This window comes from Aquimarina sp. KJ22-3 (assembly GCF_055808215.1).
Window position 1 is genome coordinate 2,021,355 of the sequence record NZ_CM147859.1, and the last position, 18,202, is coordinate 2,039,556.

The 18,202-nt window shown below is 36.2% G+C and carries 13 protein-coding genes and 1 pseudogene; 1 reads left to right on the forward strand and 13 read right to left on the reverse strand.

Going from position 1 to position 18,202, the window contains the following annotated elements; genetic code table 11:
• Positions 1-179: 179 nt before the first annotated feature.
• The 5 genes and pseudogenes from AC0L3Q_RS09030 to AC0L3Q_RS09050 all read right to left on the reverse strand — a co-directional run bounded on the left by AC0L3Q_RS09030 (position 180) and on the right by AC0L3Q_RS09050 (position 8,252).
• The gene (locus AC0L3Q_RS09030) at positions 180-1,952 is read right to left on the reverse strand and encodes an AMP-dependent synthetase/ligase (RefSeq protein ID WP_473286272.1); all 1,773 of its coding nucleotides are present in this window, start codon (positions 1,950-1,952) and stop codon (positions 180-182) included.
• 341 nt (positions 1,953-2,293) lie between these two features.
• Positions 2,294-5,959: a phosphoribosylformylglycinamidine synthase gene (purL, locus tag AC0L3Q_RS09035; protein ID WP_473286273.1), complete on the reverse strand. Its 3,666-nt coding sequence runs from the start codon at positions 5,957-5,959 to the stop codon at positions 2,294-2,296.
• Between the two features lie 230 nt (positions 5,960-6,189).
• A complete protein-coding gene (locus AC0L3Q_RS09040; RefSeq protein ID WP_473286274.1) occupies positions 6,190-6,621 on the reverse strand; it encodes a hypothetical protein in 432 nt (143 codons plus the stop codon).
• Positions 6,622-6,623: 2 nt separating this feature from the next.
• Entirely contained in the window at positions 6,624-6,917 is a 294-nt protein-coding gene (locus AC0L3Q_RS09045; protein WP_473286275.1) for a hypothetical protein, read from the reverse strand.
• A gap of 127 nt (positions 6,918-7,044) precedes the next feature.
• A pseudogene (locus tag AC0L3Q_RS09050) lies at positions 7,045-8,252 on the reverse strand (RsmB/NOP family class I SAM-dependent RNA methyltransferase).
• Between the two features lie 76 nt (positions 8,253-8,328).
• Between AC0L3Q_RS09050 and AC0L3Q_RS09055 the strand changes: the two are divergent.
• Positions 8,329-9,393, forward strand: coding sequence for a WD40/YVTN/BNR-like repeat-containing protein (locus tag AC0L3Q_RS09055; protein WP_473286276.1), 1,065 nt, complete (start codon positions 8,329-8,331; stop codon positions 9,391-9,393).
• A 31-nt stretch (positions 9,394-9,424) separates the two neighbouring features.
• On the opposite strand, the gene AC0L3Q_RS09060 is transcribed toward AC0L3Q_RS09055, so the two are convergent.
• The 8 genes from AC0L3Q_RS09060 to AC0L3Q_RS09095 all read right to left on the reverse strand — a co-directional run bounded on the left by AC0L3Q_RS09060 (position 9,425) and on the right by AC0L3Q_RS09095 (position 18,191).
• The gene (locus tag AC0L3Q_RS09060; RefSeq protein WP_473286277.1) at positions 9,425-9,886 is read right to left on the reverse strand and encodes a hypothetical protein; all 462 of its coding nucleotides are present in this window, start codon (positions 9,884-9,886) and stop codon (positions 9,425-9,427) included.
• Positions 9,887-9,936: 50 nt separating this feature from the next.
• Entirely contained in the window at positions 9,937-10,581 is a 645-nt protein-coding gene (locus tag AC0L3Q_RS09065) for a hypothetical protein (RefSeq protein ID WP_473286278.1), read from the reverse strand.
• Positions 10,582-10,612: 31 nt separating this feature from the next.
• Positions 10,613-11,155, reverse strand: coding sequence for an RNA polymerase sigma factor (locus tag AC0L3Q_RS09070; protein ID WP_473286918.1), 543 nt, complete (start codon positions 11,153-11,155; stop codon positions 10,613-10,615).
• A gap of 676 nt (positions 11,156-11,831) precedes the next feature.
• A complete protein-coding gene (locus tag AC0L3Q_RS09075) occupies positions 11,832-13,655 on the reverse strand; it encodes an ABC transporter ATP-binding protein (RefSeq protein WP_473286279.1) in 1,824 nt (607 codons plus the stop codon).
• Between the two features lie 30 nt (positions 13,656-13,685).
• Entirely contained in the window at positions 13,686-15,416 is a 1,731-nt protein-coding gene (locus AC0L3Q_RS09080; RefSeq protein ID WP_473286280.1) for a phospho-sugar mutase, read from the reverse strand.
• A 72-nt stretch (positions 15,417-15,488) separates the two neighbouring features.
• Positions 15,489-16,436 (reverse strand): glycosyltransferase family 2 protein, encoded by a 948-nt coding sequence (locus tag AC0L3Q_RS09085; protein ID WP_473286281.1) that lies wholly within the window; start codon positions 16,434-16,436, stop codon positions 15,489-15,491.
• Between the two features lie 219 nt (positions 16,437-16,655).
• Entirely contained in the window at positions 16,656-17,153 is a 498-nt protein-coding gene (locus AC0L3Q_RS09090; RefSeq protein WP_473286282.1) for a DUF4199 domain-containing protein, read from the reverse strand.
• A 204-nt stretch (positions 17,154-17,357) separates the two neighbouring features.
• The gene (locus AC0L3Q_RS09095) at positions 17,358-18,191 is read right to left on the reverse strand and encodes a DUF4199 domain-containing protein (RefSeq protein WP_473286283.1); all 834 of its coding nucleotides are present in this window, start codon (positions 18,189-18,191) and stop codon (positions 17,358-17,360) included.
• Between the last annotated feature and the right edge of the window lie 11 nt (positions 18,192-18,202).

Below are 18,202 nucleotides of genomic sequence, written 5' to 3' on the forward strand. Positions count from 1 at the left end.
ATGGTAAAGGTAAGAAAAATTTATTATGCATGCATAATAAATAATGTAAAAATTTAGAAAATGTTGAAGTAATTTACGTTTTTCTATTGAATTAATAAAAAAACTCCCCATAAAATGAGGAGTTTACTGATTAACAGTTAAGCTTGTATATATATTACAATTGTAATCAGTAGTTTGAATTAGCCATAAATCTTAGTGTATAACGCACTATATTTTTCTTTGATAACTCTTCTTTTTAGTTTCATAGTAGGGGTAAGGTGACCCGCATCGATACTCCACTCATCTGGAGTCAATTCGAATTTCTTTACGCGTTCCCACTTACCAAATTTTTCGTTATGCTCATCTACCTCTTCTTGATAGCGTTCTATTACGGTAGGATTGCTAATCATTTCTTCCATTGTTCCGCCGATCTGCAGTCCTTTTCTTTCTGCCCAATCTTTTAAGAATTCAAAGTTAGGCTGAATGAAAGCAGCTGGCATTTTTTCTCCTTCACCGATCACCATAATTTGTTCAATGAATCTGGATTGCTTCATGGCGTTTTCGATCAATTGAGGAGCCACATATTTTCCACCAGAAGTTTTGAACATTTCTTTTTTGCGGTCTGTAATTCTTAAGAACCCATCGCTATCAATCTCACCGATATCACCAGTATGGAAGTATCCATCTTTTAATACCTCAGCAGTTTTTTCTGGGTCTTTGTAATATCCTTGCATTACTTGTGGTCCTTTTACAAGAATCTCACCGTCTTCTGCAATTTTAACTTCAGTATTTGGGATCATTCTACCCACAGTTCCAATTTTGAAACCTTTCTCTCTTTCATCATTTACGGATACTACGGGAGAGGTTTCGGTAAGACCGTATCCTTCCATCACAGACATTCCAGCAGCATTAAATACTCTTGCCAATCTTGGTTGTAGTGCCGCACTTCCAGAAGCAATTACTTTTAGGTTACCTCCAAGAGCTTCCTGCCATTTGCTGAATATTAATTTTCTGGCTAACCCTAGTTTCTTTTCATACCACCATCCGTTGGCTCCGTATGGTTCGTATTTTAAACCAAGTTCTACTGCCCAGAAGAAGAGCTTTTTCTTTAACCCTGTTAAATCCGCTCCTTTTGCAATAATTTTATCATATACCTTTTCGAGAAGTCGAGGTACCGCTGTCATTACATCTGGTTTCACTTCTTTAAGGTTATCACTGATCGTTTCTAGCGACTCTGCAAAATAGATACTTACACCCAAATATTGGTATAAATACATCAGCATACGCTCATAGATATGACATACTGGTAAAAAGCTTAATGCTTTCGCTTCTCCCGAAGGAATAGGGAATCGAGTTGCAGCACTCAAGGCATTGCTTACCACGTTTTTATGACTTAGCATTACTCCTTTTGGACGACCTGTAGTACCAGAGGTATATATTAAGGTAGCGAGATCATCTTCATGTACTCCTGCCATTAACTTTTCTACTTCTTCCTGGTTGCTGTCATCTTTACCTAATTCTAAAACTTCATTCCAGCTTTTACAACCGTCTATATCATTAAAAGAATATACTCCTTTTAATGAAGGTACATTTCCGTGAATATTTTTTACTTTTTGAAATACTTCATCATCAGAAACAAAACAATATACCGACTCTGAGTGATTTAATACATATTCATAATCTTCCTGAGAAATTGTAGGATAAATAGGAACATCTTGTGCTCCGATTTGTAACACACCAATATCTGTAATATTCCATTCAGTTCTATTATTTGAAGATATTATGGCGATTTTATCGTTTGGTTTTACCCCCAGTCTTAGTAAACCTCTACTAATCTGGTTAGCTTTATTAATGTATTCTTGGGTAGAAGTAGCAATCCACTCTCCATTATACTTTGTGATTAAAGCCTTGTCTAAATTAAATTTCTCTAATTGATAATGTGGAAAATCAAATAATCTAGTAATTGTCGTCATAAGTCGTTTTAAATGTTTTTTGTAGAATTCAACAAATCTTATCTAGAAGAATGGCATAAAAACTTTATAAGATAGTAAAATCCAAGGGATTATATACCAAAAACAAATGCTTCATTTTACTTTCTAGGAATCTTGTTAAATTACTATGCGTGCATAGTTTCGCAAATTATAAAAAATCTGATAATACACAACCCTAATATATAAAAAAAGGAGCTGTAATTTATCAACTCCTTAATTTTTTATTGTTTTTGATGCGATATTCTTGATATCGTAATTTTAAAGAGGATATGGTAGTATTCTCTATTCTAGTTTAAGATATCTTTAATCCTACCGCTTTATGATTATCGGTTTTCTATCCACTTTCTTGCATTTACAAAAGCTTCGATCCATGGAGATACTTCATCTTTTCTACCATCTGGATAATTAGCCCAGTTCCACTGGAAAATCGAACGTTCGATATGTGGCATCATTACAAGGTGTCTACCGGTTTTATCCGCCATCATCGCTACGTTATAATCTGATCCATTTGGATTAGATGGATATGCATCGTAACCATATTTGGCTACGATATGATAATTGTCTTCAGATAGGGGTAAGTTAAACTTCCCTTCTCCATGAGAAATCCAAACCCCAAGTGTACTTCCTGCCAAAGTAGATAGCATTACAGAATTGTTTTCCTGAACTTTTACCGATGTAAATGCACTTTCGTGCTTATGCGAAGTATTGTGAATTAACTTTCCATGGGTTTCATGATCTGGATTGATCACTTCTAATTCCATAAATAACTGACAACCGTTACAGATCCCTACAGAGAGTGTGTCTTCTCTATCAAAGAATTTTTTCAACGCCGTATTGGCTTTCTCATTATATAGAAATGCTCCAGCCCATCCTTTTGCAGATCCCAATACATCGCTATTTGAGAATCCTCCAACTGCACCAATAAACTGAATGTCTTCAAGAGTCTCACGTCCCGAAATAAGATCAGTCATGTGCACATCCTTTACATCAAAACCAGCCAGGTACATAGCATTGGCCATTTCACGCTCAGAGTTACTTCCTTTTTCTCTAATGATCGCTGCTTTTGGACGAGGCTTACTACTATCAATGATCGGTTTTCTTCCCATAAAATGAATAGGGAACTCATATTTCAAAGGTTGCTTTGCATAATTCTCGAAACGATCTTTGGCAAGGCCATTTGCCGTTTGTTTTTGGTCCAAAAGGTAAGAGGTCTTGTACCAAGTATTTCGGAGTTCTGCAATATTCAAATCAAAACTATCGTCCTGATTCACGATTTGAAGTGTGTTTCCTTCAACAGCTTTACCAATCTTGAAAAATTCAATTCCGTTTTCAGCAAGTATTTGTGCTACATCACTATTAGGAGCACTTTGGAAAACAATTCCAGCATTCTCAGCAAATAAGAGTTTGATAGAATCAAACTCTCCAATTTCAGAAAGGTCAATATTGGCAGCAAGATCTACATCAGCAAAACATAGTTCTAATAATGTAGTGATTAAACCTCCTGAGGCAACATCATGCCCTGCGATAATTTTACGATCCTTAATCAATTGCTGGATGACATTAAACGTAGTTTTGAAGGCTTTAGCATCGGTTACATTTGGTGCTGTTGTACCAATTTTATTGTGTACCTGCGCAAATGAAGATCCACCTAATTGATGTTTATCATTGGACATATTAATGTAGAAGATATCTCCGCCATATGTTTTTAATACCGGTTCAACCACTCCGGCAATATCATTACAATGTGCAGCAGCGGATATGATTACTGTACCCGGCGCGATAACTTCCTCATTAGGATACTTTTGTTTCATGGATAAAGAATCCTTACCCGTTGGTACGTTGATCCCTAAATCTATGGCAAAGTCAGAAACAGCTTTAACAGCTTTGTATAGCCTTGCATCTTCTCCTTCATTTTTACAAGGCCACATCCAGTTTGCAGATAATGAAATGGAAGATAATCCCTCGTTCAAAGGAGCCCAAATAATATTGGTAAGTGATTCTGCTATAGAGTTTTTACTTCCCGCTTCGGGATCAATCAACCCAGAAATAGGGGAGTGCCCTATAGAAGTAGCAATACCCTCTCCGGACTTATAATCTATCGCCATTACTCCGCAATTATTTAACGGTAATTGCAAAGGTCCTGCACATTGTTGCTTGGCTACACGTCCTCCTACACAACGGTCTACTTTGTTAGTCAACCAGTCTTTACAGGCAACAGCTTCCAATTGCAACACTTGCTCGAGGTAATCTTTTAATTTATCTGTAGTGTAATTGATCTCATTATAGTTACGATCAATACTTACATCGTTCATGATGGTTTTTGGAGAACTTCCAAACATATGGTCCAGATCCATGTCCATAGGGGTGTCTCCTTTAGTTGCTGAAGTAAAGGTAAAACGATGATCTCCGGTTACATCTCCAACCTGATACATAGGAGAGCGTTCACGCTCAGCGATACGTTGTAGGGTGTCGATATTATCAGGTCCGATCACCAATCCCATTCTCTCTTGTGATTCGTTTCCTATGATTTCTTTTGCGGATAAGGTAGGATCTCCCACAGGTAGCTTATCCAAATCGATTTTACCTCCTGTTTCTTCTACTAACTCTGAAAGGCAATTTAAATGCCCACCAGCTCCGTGATCATGAATAGAAACAATCGTATTTTGATCGCTTTCTACCATACCGCGAATCGCATTGGCTGCTCTTTTTTGCATTTCTGGGTTAGAACGTTGGATGGCATTCAATTCGATACCACTACTAAATTCCCCAGTATCTGCAGAGGATACAGCTGCACCTCCCATGCCGATTCTATAGTTTTCTCCACCAAGAATTACAATTTTATCACCTGTTTCCGGTTTGGCTTTGATTGCTTGGTCTTTTTTACCATATCCAATACCTCCAGCTAACATGATTACCTTATCGAATCCTAACTTTCTAGCATCTTCTTCATGTTCAAAAGTAAGTACAGATCCAGTGATCAAAGGTTGCCCGAACTTATTTCCAAAATCCGAAGCTCCATTAGAAGCTTTGATCAAAATGTCCATTGGAGTTTGATACAACCAATCGCGCTCTGCAACGGCTTGCTCCCAAGGTCTGTTTTCTTCAAGTCTTGAGTATGAAGTCATGTATACTGCAGTTCCTGCTAGCGGTAAAGAACCTTTTCCTCCTGCGAGACGGTCTCTTATCTCCCCTCCAGAACCTGTAGCGGCACCATTAAAAGGCTCTACCGTGGTCGGGAAGTTATGTGTTTCTGCTTTTAGAGAAATTACACTTTCAAAATCTTGTTCGGTATAAAAGTCTGGTTTGTCTGCGGTTTTAGGAGCAAACTGCGTAGCCTTAGGTCCATCGATAAAGGCAACATTATCCTTATATGCAGAAACGATATGATTAGGATGTGTTTCTGACGTCTTCTTGATCATTTTAAAAAGAGAAGAGGGTTGCTCCTCTCCATCAATAACAAAAGTACCGTTAAAGATTTTATGACGACAGTGCTCTGAATTTACTTGTGAGAAACCGAATACTTCAGAATCTGTGAGTTTTCTACCAATTTTTTGACTTATTCCTTCCAGGTATTCAATCTCTTCTTCACTTAGTGCTAATCCTTCACTTTCGTTATAGGCTGCAATATCTTCGATGGCCATAATCGCTTCTGGTTGGATGTCTATAGTGTAAATATCCTGATCCAATCCATCGTACTTTTGAGAAAGCATTGGATCAAAGTCCGTATGCGATTCTGGAACCGAGTTGAACTCTTCAATTCGTATGATTCCTTCGATACCCATATTTTGGGTGATCTCTACTGCATTGGTACTCCAAGGAGTGATCATTGCGGCACGTGGACCAACAAAAAAAGCGTCAACAGACGCCGTAGATATTTTAGGTTGGTTGCCAAATAACCATGTGAGTTTTTTAATACTTTCTGGGGTAATTTCAGTATTGGCTTGAACGGCAAATACTTTCTCTTTTGGGTTTCCGAAGAAATGAATCATACTTCGATTATTTGTGTTGTTTTAATTAAGCTGCAAATTTACTATTTTAAATGTAAAATCAAGCACAAAATAGCTATTGGATCCTTTAGTTATTCACCAAATTTTAAAAACCAGAAAGTATAAAGACTACTAGGTATACATTCTGATAATTAACGCCCCACCTTTTTGCAATACATACAATTGTGTATAATTTTAGTGCTGGATCCCAAAGTATCGTCTAGCCCCTGTAATTACCCGTTAATCCAACTGTTATTCGAATCCAAATCTGTATGCTCTGATAAAAAATTATTAATGGCAATTATATCTTCTTGTTCCAGAGCTCTTTTAGCAATTCTTACTTTTTTGAATTTACTTTCGTCTGTATTATAGTGTATTTCCAGGATTTTATTAACAGCTTTGAATTGGGTGATTTGATTGTAGCGAATAAATTTTTTCGGCGCGAGAACTCCAAGTTTAACCTCTAAATATTCAGGATAGACTTTTACTACTTTTAAGTTTTGATTTAAACCACCAATGACCAATAATAAAATACCTGGACCAATCATCATGAGATTTCCAATTAGGAAAAACATAATAATACTAATGAGTACGATTATTCCTCCCATGATTAAGTTTTGATTGGCTAATTGTTTACGTAGTGAAAATTCTTGTATTAATTCCATACTTATATTGTATTAATGAACTTCTCTTTTTTGATTTGATTTAGGTTTTTTCTGGCTCCTATAGCTCCAATGATGCCAATGGGTATAAATAAAACACTTCCTATAAAGAATAAAATACTTCCGGTTTTAGGTTTTCCAAACCAAATAATAGCGATGGCAATACAATTTAATATTGCGAATGGAAGAGTCACCCAAAAGATAATGAGGCTTTCTTGCTCCTGAGAAGACATGGTAATTAGAAGCATCAGTAATTGAATTACCAACCAGATCACCATTTGAGAATTAATCCACTTCATTTTACGAATTACAATTATAGTGTTGTACTTATAAACATGAAGCAAATATCTTGCAAAGACATTTACCAAAACACCTTGTTTTCAGTGAAAATGATTTACAATTATTAATAGGTAAGAAAAGACTAGTTTACTTTCTTTCTAGTAAAGCCATATAAAACCCATCATAACCAGATTGATGAGATAATATTTTTTTGTCTTTGATAAAACTGAAATTTTTTCCGGTTTCTGTGGTAAGAAAATCCTCTACCTGGTTTTGATTTTCTGAAGGTAGGATGGAACACGTAGCATAAACCAGTTTCCCTCCGGGTTTTACCATTTTTGAATAACTCTCCAAAATTTCTGATTGTGTCTGTCTGATCGAATCCAGAAACTCAGGCTGAAGCTTCCATTTGGCATCAGGATTTCTACTTAGTACCCCTAATCCACTACACGGAGCATCAATCAAAACCCGATCTGCTTTTCCATGTAGCTTTTTGATATCCTTAGTGCTTTCTATGGTGCGAGGTTCGATATTATGAGCACCTGCTCTTTTTGCTCTTCTTTTAATTCTTTCAGTTTATTGCCGTAGATGTCCATAGCAATGATTTGCCCTTTGTTTTGCATCAATGCAGAAAGGTGTAACGTTTTGCCTCCAGCACCGGCACAAGTATCGACTACACGTTGCCCTGGTTGTACATCCAGAAAGTTAGCCACCAATTGCGATGAAGCATCCTGTACCTCGAAAAAACCATTTTTGAAAGCATCTGAGGTAAATACATTTTTGCGCTCAGTAAGCTGCAAAGCGTCTGGATATCCTTTGATGAATTCGGTATCGATATCTTCATCTTCTAAGGCACTTCGTAATTTATCTCTCGAAATTTTTAAGGTATTGGTTCTTAACACTACTGGAGCCTGCTCGTTGAGCGCTTTCAATTCTTTTTCCCATTTAGCCCCTAATTCTTGTTCTCCGATTTCGTCCATCCAATCAGGAATAGATTCTCTAAACTTTCTGATTTTACTTAATTCATCAAATCGTCCTTTGATACGTCGAGTAGGAGTAGGGCCGATTTGTTTCCAATCGGGTAGTGTAATTCCTCGTAGCGTAGCCCAAACCGCAAAAATTCGCCATAGATTTTCTCTTGAAAAAGGCTCTTTTACTTCAGCGATTTCAGCATACAGGCGTTTCCAACGTACAATTTCATAAACCGTTTCTGCTACAAAGCTTCGATCCCGAGATCCCCATCTTTTGTCCCGCTTCAAAAGTTTTTGAACTACTTTGTCGGCATAGCCATCTTCATTAAAGATTTCATTAAGTCCGTCAATTACCGCAAAAACAAGATTTCTATGTAAACGCATGTTGCTACTTTTTAAAGGTTTGCAAAGGTAGACGTTTGTAATCAAATACTATTATATTTGGTCAAAATTGTTGCATATGAGAGTAGTTTTGATCCTTATTTTCGTTTTGAGCATATTATCCTGTGCTACTAAAGAGGAAATCGTAAAGCCAAGTTTTTCTGAAGTGGGTATAGAAATACTCTATAAGGACTCAATAAGCATACGCGCTATTGACATATATCGAGATTCTTTGGTTGGTTTTGGATTTAACAAAGGGTATGGTTTTTTGGATTTGAAGACCAATACGGTGGAATTGAAAGAGTATACAATTAATGAGACGGTAGATAGCAGTAAGAATTGGATCACAGAACATCGAGCAGTTACTTTTGTTGACAATTCATTTTACAGTTTGGGAATCAGTTCGCCAGCCAGGTTGCGAAAGGTGAATATTGAAAATAAAGAAGAAAAGTTGGTCTACGAAGAACATCATAAAAAAGCATTTTATGATGCCATTGCGTTTTGGAACGATAAAGAAGGAATCGCAATGGGGGATCCAACAGATGGATGCTTATCTGTTATCATCACTAGAGACGGAGGCAATTCCTGGCAAAAGGTATCTTGCGAAGATCTACCAGAAACAGCAGAAGGAGAGGCTGCATTTGCGGCAAGTAATGGCAATATCGCTATACAAGACGAGCACACCTGGATTGTGTCAGGAGGGATGAAATCTCGGGTGTTTTACTCGCCAGACAAAGGAAAAACCTGGACGGTTACAGATACACCTATTATACAAGGACAGCCAACTACGGGAGCATATTCGATGGCGTTTTTTGATGCTATGAATGGAGTGATTTATGGAGGAGACTATACCCAACCTGAGGACAACAAGGCCAACAAAGCCATTACGAAAGATGGAGGGAAAACATGGACTTTGATTGCCGATGGTAGTGGAGCGGGTTATAAAAGTTGCGTTCGCTACATCCCTAATGGGAAAGGAGAAGAAATGGTTGTGGTAGGTTTTACCGGGATTAGCATTTCCAACGATAGGGGAGCTTCCTGGAAAGAACTAAGTAAAGAAGGATTTTACACCTTACGTTTTTTGAAAGATAGTACTGCTATTGCAGCGGGTAAAGGAAGAATTGCCAAACTTACGTTTAAATAAAAAAGAGGCTTATCTAAGCCTCTTCCTATATTTATTGATTATTTCTTCGATTTCGCCATTGTCGTACTCGATCTAATAATCGTTTATTGAAATCATTTTCAGCCTTAATCAGACGTACGATCTTTTTATTTGGGAGCACGCTTTGCAAATCTTTGATCAATTTTTTTCTAGCTTCCATTTTTTTAGTTTCGCCATCCATATAATTGTCCAAAAATGTTCCTGCCTGGCGATCACTTAATCCATCGGGTCCATTGTAAGCTTCTTTTAGTGCTCTAAAACCCTTACGCTCACTTTTCTTTATTTGGTGCACGGTTTCATCATAAGCATTATAGATAGGCCAAAACTGTTGCGCTTCTTTGCTACTTAGATTTAATTGTTCTGTGATAAAGGCAACTTTAAACGCTTTGATTTTTTCGCCACCTGGACCAGGTCCTTGCGCCATAGCGTGTAGCGAAATAAAAGCGAAGCATATCAGTAGTAGTATCTTTTTCATCAAATTTAATTTTTCAATCGTTCATTTGGAGCTATACACTCGTTCATTTGTTAATCTGTAAATATAATGTCATCCTCGAGATCTTCTTCGGATAGATATTCTAATAGTTCTTCTTCGGAAATTTCTTTTTCCTCAAATACATCGGCATAGTTAGTCTCTTCATCCAATAAGGAAGCAATATCTTCATTACTAAGTTCTACATTCCCTTCTGCAAAATAATCTTGGATATCTGCTAATTCCAGAGTATTGATATCTGTTAAGCCGGTATTCCCTTTAGTAATAGATACAGAAATGATAATGGCAATCAAAGCCGCTACACCAGAGATGTAAAGTATATTCCTTTTAGAGAATATTGAGATTACCTTTCCTTTAGGCGTTTCTTTTGTAGCTTTTTGCAATACCTTTTCTTCCAAAGATTCAAAATAGGATTCAGGAGTGCCAAACCCAGAAGAGATTTTATGATCTAGTATTGATTTCTCTTCTTCTTGAGACGTTATGGCTTTAGTGATAGATTCCTCTACATGATCAAAGTAGCCATCGGGAGCAGTAAACCCTGAAGATATCTTTGTATCCAGAGTAAGAGAGGTATCGGTTTCAGAAGCGATGGCCTCTTGTAACCGGTCCTCAAATGTTTCAAAATATCCATCTGGTATTTTAAAACCTCCGTTGTCTTTATGTAATTTATCTTTTTTCACTATATATATGACTGTGTAAATGTATAAAGGTTTAACCTTCTTTTAAAAATTCTTCTATTTTTTTCACTGCCAGGTGATAAGAAGCTTTTAGGGCTCCCTCACTGGTTTCCAGGATTTCTGATATTTCTCTGTATTTTAATTCCTGAAAATACTTCATGTTAAATACTTGTTGCTGCTTTTGAGGCAGAGTGGCAACGGCCTTTTGTAACTTCAATTGCATTTCATCACCATTATAATATACATCAGCTTCCAAATTCTGTACCAATTGCAAGTTTAGTTCTTCGTTACTAATATTATATTTTTTTGCTTTTTGATTGAGAAAGGTAATCGATTCGTTGGTAGCAATACGATATAACCAGGAATACAATTTACTTTCTCCTTTAAACTTACCTATATTCTTATATACCTTAATAAAGACATTCTGTAAAATATCATCGGTGTCGTCATGGCTTTTGACCATATTACGTATATGCCAATACAAACGTTGCTTGTAGAGGGTAACCAACTTGCTAAAGGCTGCATTGATATCTTCATCAGATTGCAGGGTAATAAGTAAGCTTTCTTCTTCTTGAATATTCAATGGTAGACTTTTTATATGATTAGTGATAGTTTATTCTAACCTCTTAGACTAATGTACACAAAAAAGGTTTAATAAACTTGTAAAAAAAGGTAAACCGATTAATTTTGTAGGAAAAATGTAGGAAAAATGTAGGAATAAATGTTAAATTTGATGTTTATTTGCATTTTTTATAGATAAAATGCAGTTTTTATTTGGAGAATTGAAAATTAGTCGTATCTTTACACTGTAATAATGAATTACTACTTTCATTTCCCCCAAGGTGAAAGTTTATTAATAAGAGTGAGTTTTAATTTTAGAGTAAGCCCCTAAATTAAGATGATTTGTGTGAAGAGAAAGAGTGCGACAGCACTCTTTTTCTTTTTATAGCTTTTTGATATTTTTGAGTGAAGTAGGAATAAGGCTACAAAATATGATGTATTTAATATATCAAAACGTTAAAAAACACATTTTTTTAGATAAAATGCATTTTTTATTTGGAAAACTGAAAATTAGTCGTATCTTTACACTGTAATAATGAATTACTACTTTCATTTCCCCCAAGGTGAAAGTTTATTAATAAGAGTGAGTTTTAATTTTAGAGTAAGCCCCTAAATTAAGATGATTTGTGTGAAGAGAAAGAGTGCGATAGCACTCTTTTTTCTTTTATAACTATTTGGAAGTCAATTAATTTTTATTCAAACGACTGCATCGTTACTAATTTTTGATACACTCCATCTTTTGCAGTTAATTCTTCGTGTGTACCTTTTTCAACAATTTTACCTTTTTGCATTACAACGATTAAATCTGAATTTTGTATTGTTGATAATCGATGAGCGATCACAATACTGGTTCGATTTTTCATCATATTCTCTAAGGCAGACTGTACAAGTCGTTCACTTTCAGTATCCAGTGCAGAGGTAGCCTCGTCCAAAATCATGATAGGTGGGTTCTTTAATACCGCTCTGGCGATCGATAGACGTTGTTTTTGACCACCACTTAGTTTATTTCCGCTATCTCCAATATTGGTATCGATACCTTTGGGTAAGTCTTTTACAAACTCCCAGGCATTGGCCACTTTCAACGCATCTATAATCTCTTCTTCTGTTGCTGTTTCGTTTCCTATTAATAGGTTGTTTTTGATGGTATCATTAAATAGGATCGAATCCTGAGTTACCAATCCCATTAAATTTCTTAAAGAGTGTTTGCTTAAATCTCTTATATCAACACCATCGATGCTGATGTTTCCTTTATTGACATCATAAAAACGAGTGACCAGGTTAGCAATGGTGGATTTACCACTACCAGATTGTCCCACCAAGGCAACGGAGCTACCTTTTGGAACCTCTAAAGAAAAATCATCTAATACATAGTCATCCTCATACTTAAAGGAAATATTATTAATCCCAATTTTTTGACCAAACCCTTCCTTTTCCTGGGCATTAGGCTTGTCTTGTAAAGGAGAAGGCGTGTTCAAAATTTCTAAGACACGTTCTGCAGCCGCATTTCCTCTTTTTACACCATAACTGGCTTTGGATATCGCTTTTGCCGGAGTCAGAATATTATATGCCAATCCCATATATACAATAAAGAGCCCTGGATCCAGGGTTTTGTCTACCAAAACCATTTGTCCACCATACCATAATAAGATAGCAATAACTGAGATTCCTAGAAACTCACTAGTAGGAGATGCTAAATTCTGTCTATTTAATAAGGTATTCGAGAAGTCATAGAATCGTTTTGTGGAAGCTTCAAATTTGTTCCCAAAGATCTTTTCGGCATTAAATCCTTTGATTACCTTCAATCCACCAAGCGTTTCTTCAACTATAGAGAGGAAAAACCCTTGTTCTTGCTGTACTTTGTCTGAGTCCTTTTTTAAACGCTTTCCGATCAAAGAGATTAAGAAACCAGATACGGGTATAAAAATGAATACAAATATGGTCAGTTTTACACTGATCAACACCATCGCTACAATAGTGAATAGAATCATTAACGGTTCTCGTACAATCAATTCTAAAATCGACAAAAAAGAATGTTGAATCTCCAAAACATCGGTAGATATACGTGCCATCGTATCTCCTTTTCGTTTTTCAGAAAAATAAGAAAGGGGTAATGCTACGGTTTTGTGATACAGTTCATTACGAATATCTTTTAATACCCCATTTCGTAAAAAGGTGATAAAATACATGGCCAGGTAACTAAAAATGTTCTTCAAAAAGAACATGCTGATCACCAGAATCACCATAAAAATCAATACATCATCGCTTCCTTGTTGTTCTTTTTGTGTTACAAAGTAACTCAGGTAACTCTCGGCATAATCGCGCACCTTAAAGAAACCTTCCCACTGCGGTTCTTCATATACTTTTTTGGTTTTGTCAAACAATACATTAAGCATAGGAAATAAAGACACCATGGCCAATGTACCAAAGAGCGCATAAAAAATATTCGAGATGATATTTAAGATTGCATATATTCTATAAGGAGCCGCAAAGCGGAGAATTTGTTTAAAGTATTTCATTAATTATTTCAAAACAGCTATCACTGTTATTTAAGTTAATTGTAAATCTTTTTTGATAGCTTCAATCTTGCTATCCAATTGTTGTTGTGCGGTATCAAAGTCAGCTACCGAATCCAAAGACGCTTGTACGCTGATGTAAAACTTAATTTTTGGTTCGGTACCGCTAGGTCGAGCCGCAATTTTGCTACCACCTTCGGTGTAAAAAATCAACACATTCGATTTTGGGATATCGATGGTTGTTTCTGTATGATCTTGTAGGTTTTTGGCAACGCTGCTCTGGTAATCTTCGATCAAGACCACTTTTTCGTTATTCAAATGTTGTGGTGGAGTATTACGAAGATCAATCATGGTTTGTTTGATCTCTTGCGCCCCTTCGATTCCCTTTTTAACTAGCGACACCAAATTTTCTTTATAAAAACCATATTTGGTATACAGTTCTAACAAAGTAGTGTAGAATGAACTGCCATTTGCTTTGGTGTAAGCTGCAATTTCGCAAGCCAATAGGGTAGAAGTCACCGCATCTTTATCACGCACAAAATCACCTACCATAAAACCGAAACTCTCTTCACCACCACCAATGAAATGTTTTTCAGGAAAGTCTTTGATCAGTTTAGCAATCCATTTGAATCCGGTAAGCACTTCTAGATATTCCACTCCAAAACCATTGGCAATGCTACGCATCATGGGGGTGGATACAATGGTAGAGGCAATAAATTCGTTACCCTTAAATGTTTTTTCTTTGGCATATTGCTCTAGCAAAAACCAGGTCATTACCACCATGGTTTGATTCCCATTCAGCAATTGTAAATCTCCATCCGTATTACGTACCGCGATTCCTAAACGGTCACAATCTGGATCAGTACCGATCACGATATCAGCATTTACTTTTTTGGCCAAATCCATAGCCATGGTTAGTGCTTCTGGTTCTTCCGGATTGGGAGATTTTACTGTTGGGAAATTACCATCAGGTTCTGCTTGCTCTTCTACGATATGCACGTTTTTAAACCCTGCACGTTTTAAGGTTTCGGGCACAGCAGTGATAGAAGTACCATGTAAGGAGGTAAATACGATTGTAAGATTATCTTTGGCTTCTTTAGTAGCTGAGATACTCCCGTTTTGTACACTTTGATTGATAAAAGTTTCATCAATAGTTGTATCTATTTTTTCAATAAGATCCGGTTGTGCTTCAAAATTAATATCTGCGTATTGTAATGCATTGATTTCTGCAATGATTTCAGCATCTTGTGGTGGTACCAATTGGCCACCGTCTTGCCAGTATACCTTATATCCGTTATATTCTGGTGGGTTATGACTAGCCGTAAGTACAATCCCGCAGTGGCATCCTAACTCTTTTACGGCAAAAGATAGCTCTGGAGTAGGGCGTAGGCTAGAAAATAGGTACACCTTTACTCCATTGGCCGAAAATACATTGGCAACTACTTGCGCCAGGGTATCACTATTATTTCGGCAATCGTAGGCGATTACTGCTTTGGGTTGTTCGCCTTCAAATTGTTTGAGTAAGTAATTACTAAGTCCTTGAGTACTTTTACCCAGGGTATATTTATTAATGCGATTGGTTCCGACACCCATTACACCACGCATCCCACCGGTACCAAATTCTAAGTCTTTATAAAAGCTTTCTTTTAGGTCTTCGGGAGCGTTTTCCTGTAGGTTTTTAATGTGTTGTTGTGTTTCTGTGTCAAAGATAGGAGTAAGCCACTCGCTTACTTTTTGGCTGATGTCGGAATCTGTTACTTGCATGAAAATGATTTTATAACAAAAATACTATTTAATACTAGTTTGGGCATGAAAATACCGCAGAAAATCACACTTTTAGAGGTGTATTTTTTCGGAAATCTTATAACGCTCTTTGCTTCTTTTGCTAGTGAGGATAATTTCGCCTAAAAAACCAGCCAAAAAGAACTGTGTTCCCAGAATCATGGCAGTCAAAGCAATATAAAACTCTGGGCGCTGGGCGATAAGTCGACCTTTGGTTTCTATAAAAAGTTTATCGATACCCAGGTATAACGAAAACCCAAATCCAACGATAAATAATAAGGTGCCGATTAACCCAAAAAAGTGCATAGGTCGCTTACCGAAACGAGACATGAACCAAATAGTGACCAAATCCAGAAAGCCATTGATAAAACGACTCATCCCGAACTTGGTTTTACCATATTTACGGGCCTGATGCAACACTACTTTTTCTCCAATTTTGTTGAAACCAGCATTTTTAGCCAAAACTGGGATATAGCGGTGCATCTCACCATGTACATCGATGTTTTTTACTACAATATTTTTATAGGCCTTGAGCCCGCAGTTAAAATCATGCAATTTTACTCCAGAGGTGCTACGCGCTGCTGCATTAAATAGTTTAGAAGGTAAATTTTTTGCAATTACCGAGTCGTAGCGTTTCTTTTTCCAGCCTGAGATCAGATCATACCCGTCTTTGTCGATCAGGTCATACAATTCTGGGATTTCTTCTGGATTGTCCTGTAGATCTGCATCCATAGTAATCACCACATTACCTTTTGCTTGTTCAAAGCCAGCGTGTAAGGCTTGGGACTTTCCAAAGTTTTTTAAAAAGCGAATCCCTTTTACCTGTGGGTCTTGTTGTGACAATTGGGTGATGGTATCCCAAGATCCATCGGTACTACCATCATCAATAAAGATAATTTCGTAAGAAAAAGAATTGGATTGCATAACTTTTGCAATCCAATTGTATAATTCGGTAAGTGATTCCTGCTCATTGAGCAGTGGTATGACCACAGATATATTCATAAATTAATACATAAGTTGTATTTGCCGAGATTATCTCTTGCATTTGTTTTTTTGTCAAGGCAAACCGCAAATATGAATCAAAGATAATAAAATGTTACGAGCTGGTATAGGTTTTTGGTATGATCCAATACAACTAGGTTTTGGGGTCAGGTCTAAAAAAATAGAATATACGGTTTTATACGCTACCGAATCTAAATACCCGAATCTGGTTTTTTTCTTCTATATAGTATTGCAGTAATAATCAAAGCGAGTATAAAAAAATACAAAATAAACTGCAAACCCCAGGATATCCTTTTGCGTTAACAAAGCATTTGGAATAGTTTCTGTGATATTGTTAGGAGAGAATAAGGGATTATTTGTAATCATTTCTTCTCTTTGCTTATCTACTATATTATTGGCAAAATTTGGATCGTTGATTCTGATAATCATAAGTCTGATATGTAAAGAAATAACAACTATGATATTAGTGCCATTACCAATTTTTAAGCCATCCATAAATTTTAAATACCCAGAATTTTTCTTTTTGTAGGTGTAAATTGCAAGGATGGCGCAGAAAACAAACAGTAGAGCTTCTGCTATTAGTATTATTGGCTTTGGTACTTCAAACTCTAATTTTTTAAATATATAGATAATAAGAAATCTTAAAAGCCATAAGCCACTAAAAATTAATCCATATTTGAGTATATGTTTGCCTAATGGAAACTTGTTGGTTTTCATGATTGGGGTTGATTATAATTTTTTTCTTTTATAAAGAATAATTGTAACTACCAGAGTGATCGTTAAACCGAAGAGCATATGAATTAACAAAGTCTGAATGTCTTCAGCGGGCGAAAAAAAGTACTTGGGAGGGTTTCTTTTATTTCATCCGGAGATAGGATTGGGTTGTTAGTAATTATCTCCTCCCTTCGATTAGTGGCAATTTTATCCATAAAACTTGGATGATAAAGCCGATAGGTGACAGTTGTAAGATGCAAAAAAATAAACAATTAGATTTGTGCCATTACCAATCTTTAAACCATCAAGGTATTTTAAATATCCAAAGTTTTTCTTTTTGTAGGTACATATTCCTATGGTTATTCCTGAAATATATAGGATAAGATCAGCTAATGTTGGTAATAAATCAAGTGGCCCTAGTTTATTATATATAAAGTATACGATGATATTTCTTAAAATCCATATAATGCCAAAAATCACCCCGTATTTGAGTATATGTGTACCTAATGAAAATTTGTTGGTTGTCATGATTTGAGATTGATCATATTTTTTTCTTTTATATAATATTGCGGTTACTATCACGGAGAGTATAAAGCAGCCCACAAAATAAGCTAAAGATACCCAGATATCTTTTGGTGTAAGTAGAGCATTTGGAATGTTTTCTGTGACACTATTAGGAGAGAATAAGGGATTATTTGTAATCATTTCTTCTCTTTCCTTATCTACTATATTATTGGCAAAATTTGGATCGTTGATTCTGGTGATCACAAGTCTGACATGTAAAAAAATAAAAACTATGAAACTCGTACCATTACCAATCTTTAAGCCATCTACAAATTTTAAATACCCGAAATGTTTCTTTTTATAAATATATATTGGCAGAATAATAGCCAAAACATTTAATATTCCATCTGTCCATAATGGAAATGGCTCGTCTAATTCTAGTTTTGTGAATATAAAGTGCCTAATAAGCCATATGATGCCAAAAATCACCCCGTATTTGAGTATATGTTTGCCTAATGGGAATTTGTTGGTTGTCATGATAGTTTGTA

Excerpts from the sequence above, each read along its gene's own strand:
- AC0L3Q_RS09040 (WP_473286274.1), bottom strand. The coding sequence starts at position 6,621 with ATGGAATTAATACAAGAATTTTCACTACGTAAACAATTAGCCAATCAA.
- AC0L3Q_RS09090 (WP_473286282.1), bottom strand. The coding sequence starts at position 17,153 with ATGAAAACCAACAAGTTTCCATTAGGCAAACATATACTCAAATATGGA.
- AC0L3Q_RS09075 (WP_473286279.1), bottom strand. The coding sequence starts at position 13,655 with ATGAAATACTTTAAACAAATTCTCCGCTTTGCGGCTCCTTATAGAATA.
- AC0L3Q_RS09055 (WP_473286276.1), top strand. The coding sequence starts at position 8,329 with ATGAGAGTAGTTTTGATCCTTATTTTCGTTTTGAGCATATTATCCTGT.
- AC0L3Q_RS09060 (WP_473286277.1), bottom strand. The coding sequence starts at position 9,886 with ATGAAAAAGATACTACTACTGATATGCTTCGCTTTTATTTCGCTACAC.
- AC0L3Q_RS09045 (WP_473286275.1), bottom strand. The coding sequence starts at position 6,917 with ATGAAGTGGATTAATTCTCAAATGGTGATCTGGTTGGTAATTCAATTA.
- AC0L3Q_RS09080 (WP_473286280.1), bottom strand. The coding sequence starts at position 15,416 with ATGCAAGTAACAGATTCCGACATCAGCCAAAAAGTAAGCGAGTGGCTT.
- AC0L3Q_RS09085 (WP_473286281.1), bottom strand. The coding sequence starts at position 16,436 with ATGAATATATCTGTGGTCATACCACTGCTCAATGAGCAGGAATCACTT.
- AC0L3Q_RS09030 (WP_473286272.1), bottom strand. The coding sequence starts at position 1,952 with ATGACGACAATTACTAGATTATTTGATTTTCCACATTATCAATTAGAG.
- purL (WP_473286273.1), bottom strand. The coding sequence starts at position 5,959 with ATGATTCATTTCTTCGGAAACCCAAAAGAGAAAGTATTTGCCGTTCAA.
- AC0L3Q_RS09095 (WP_473286283.1), bottom strand. The coding sequence starts at position 18,191 with ATGACAACCAACAAATTCCCATTAGGCAAACATATACTCAAATACGGG.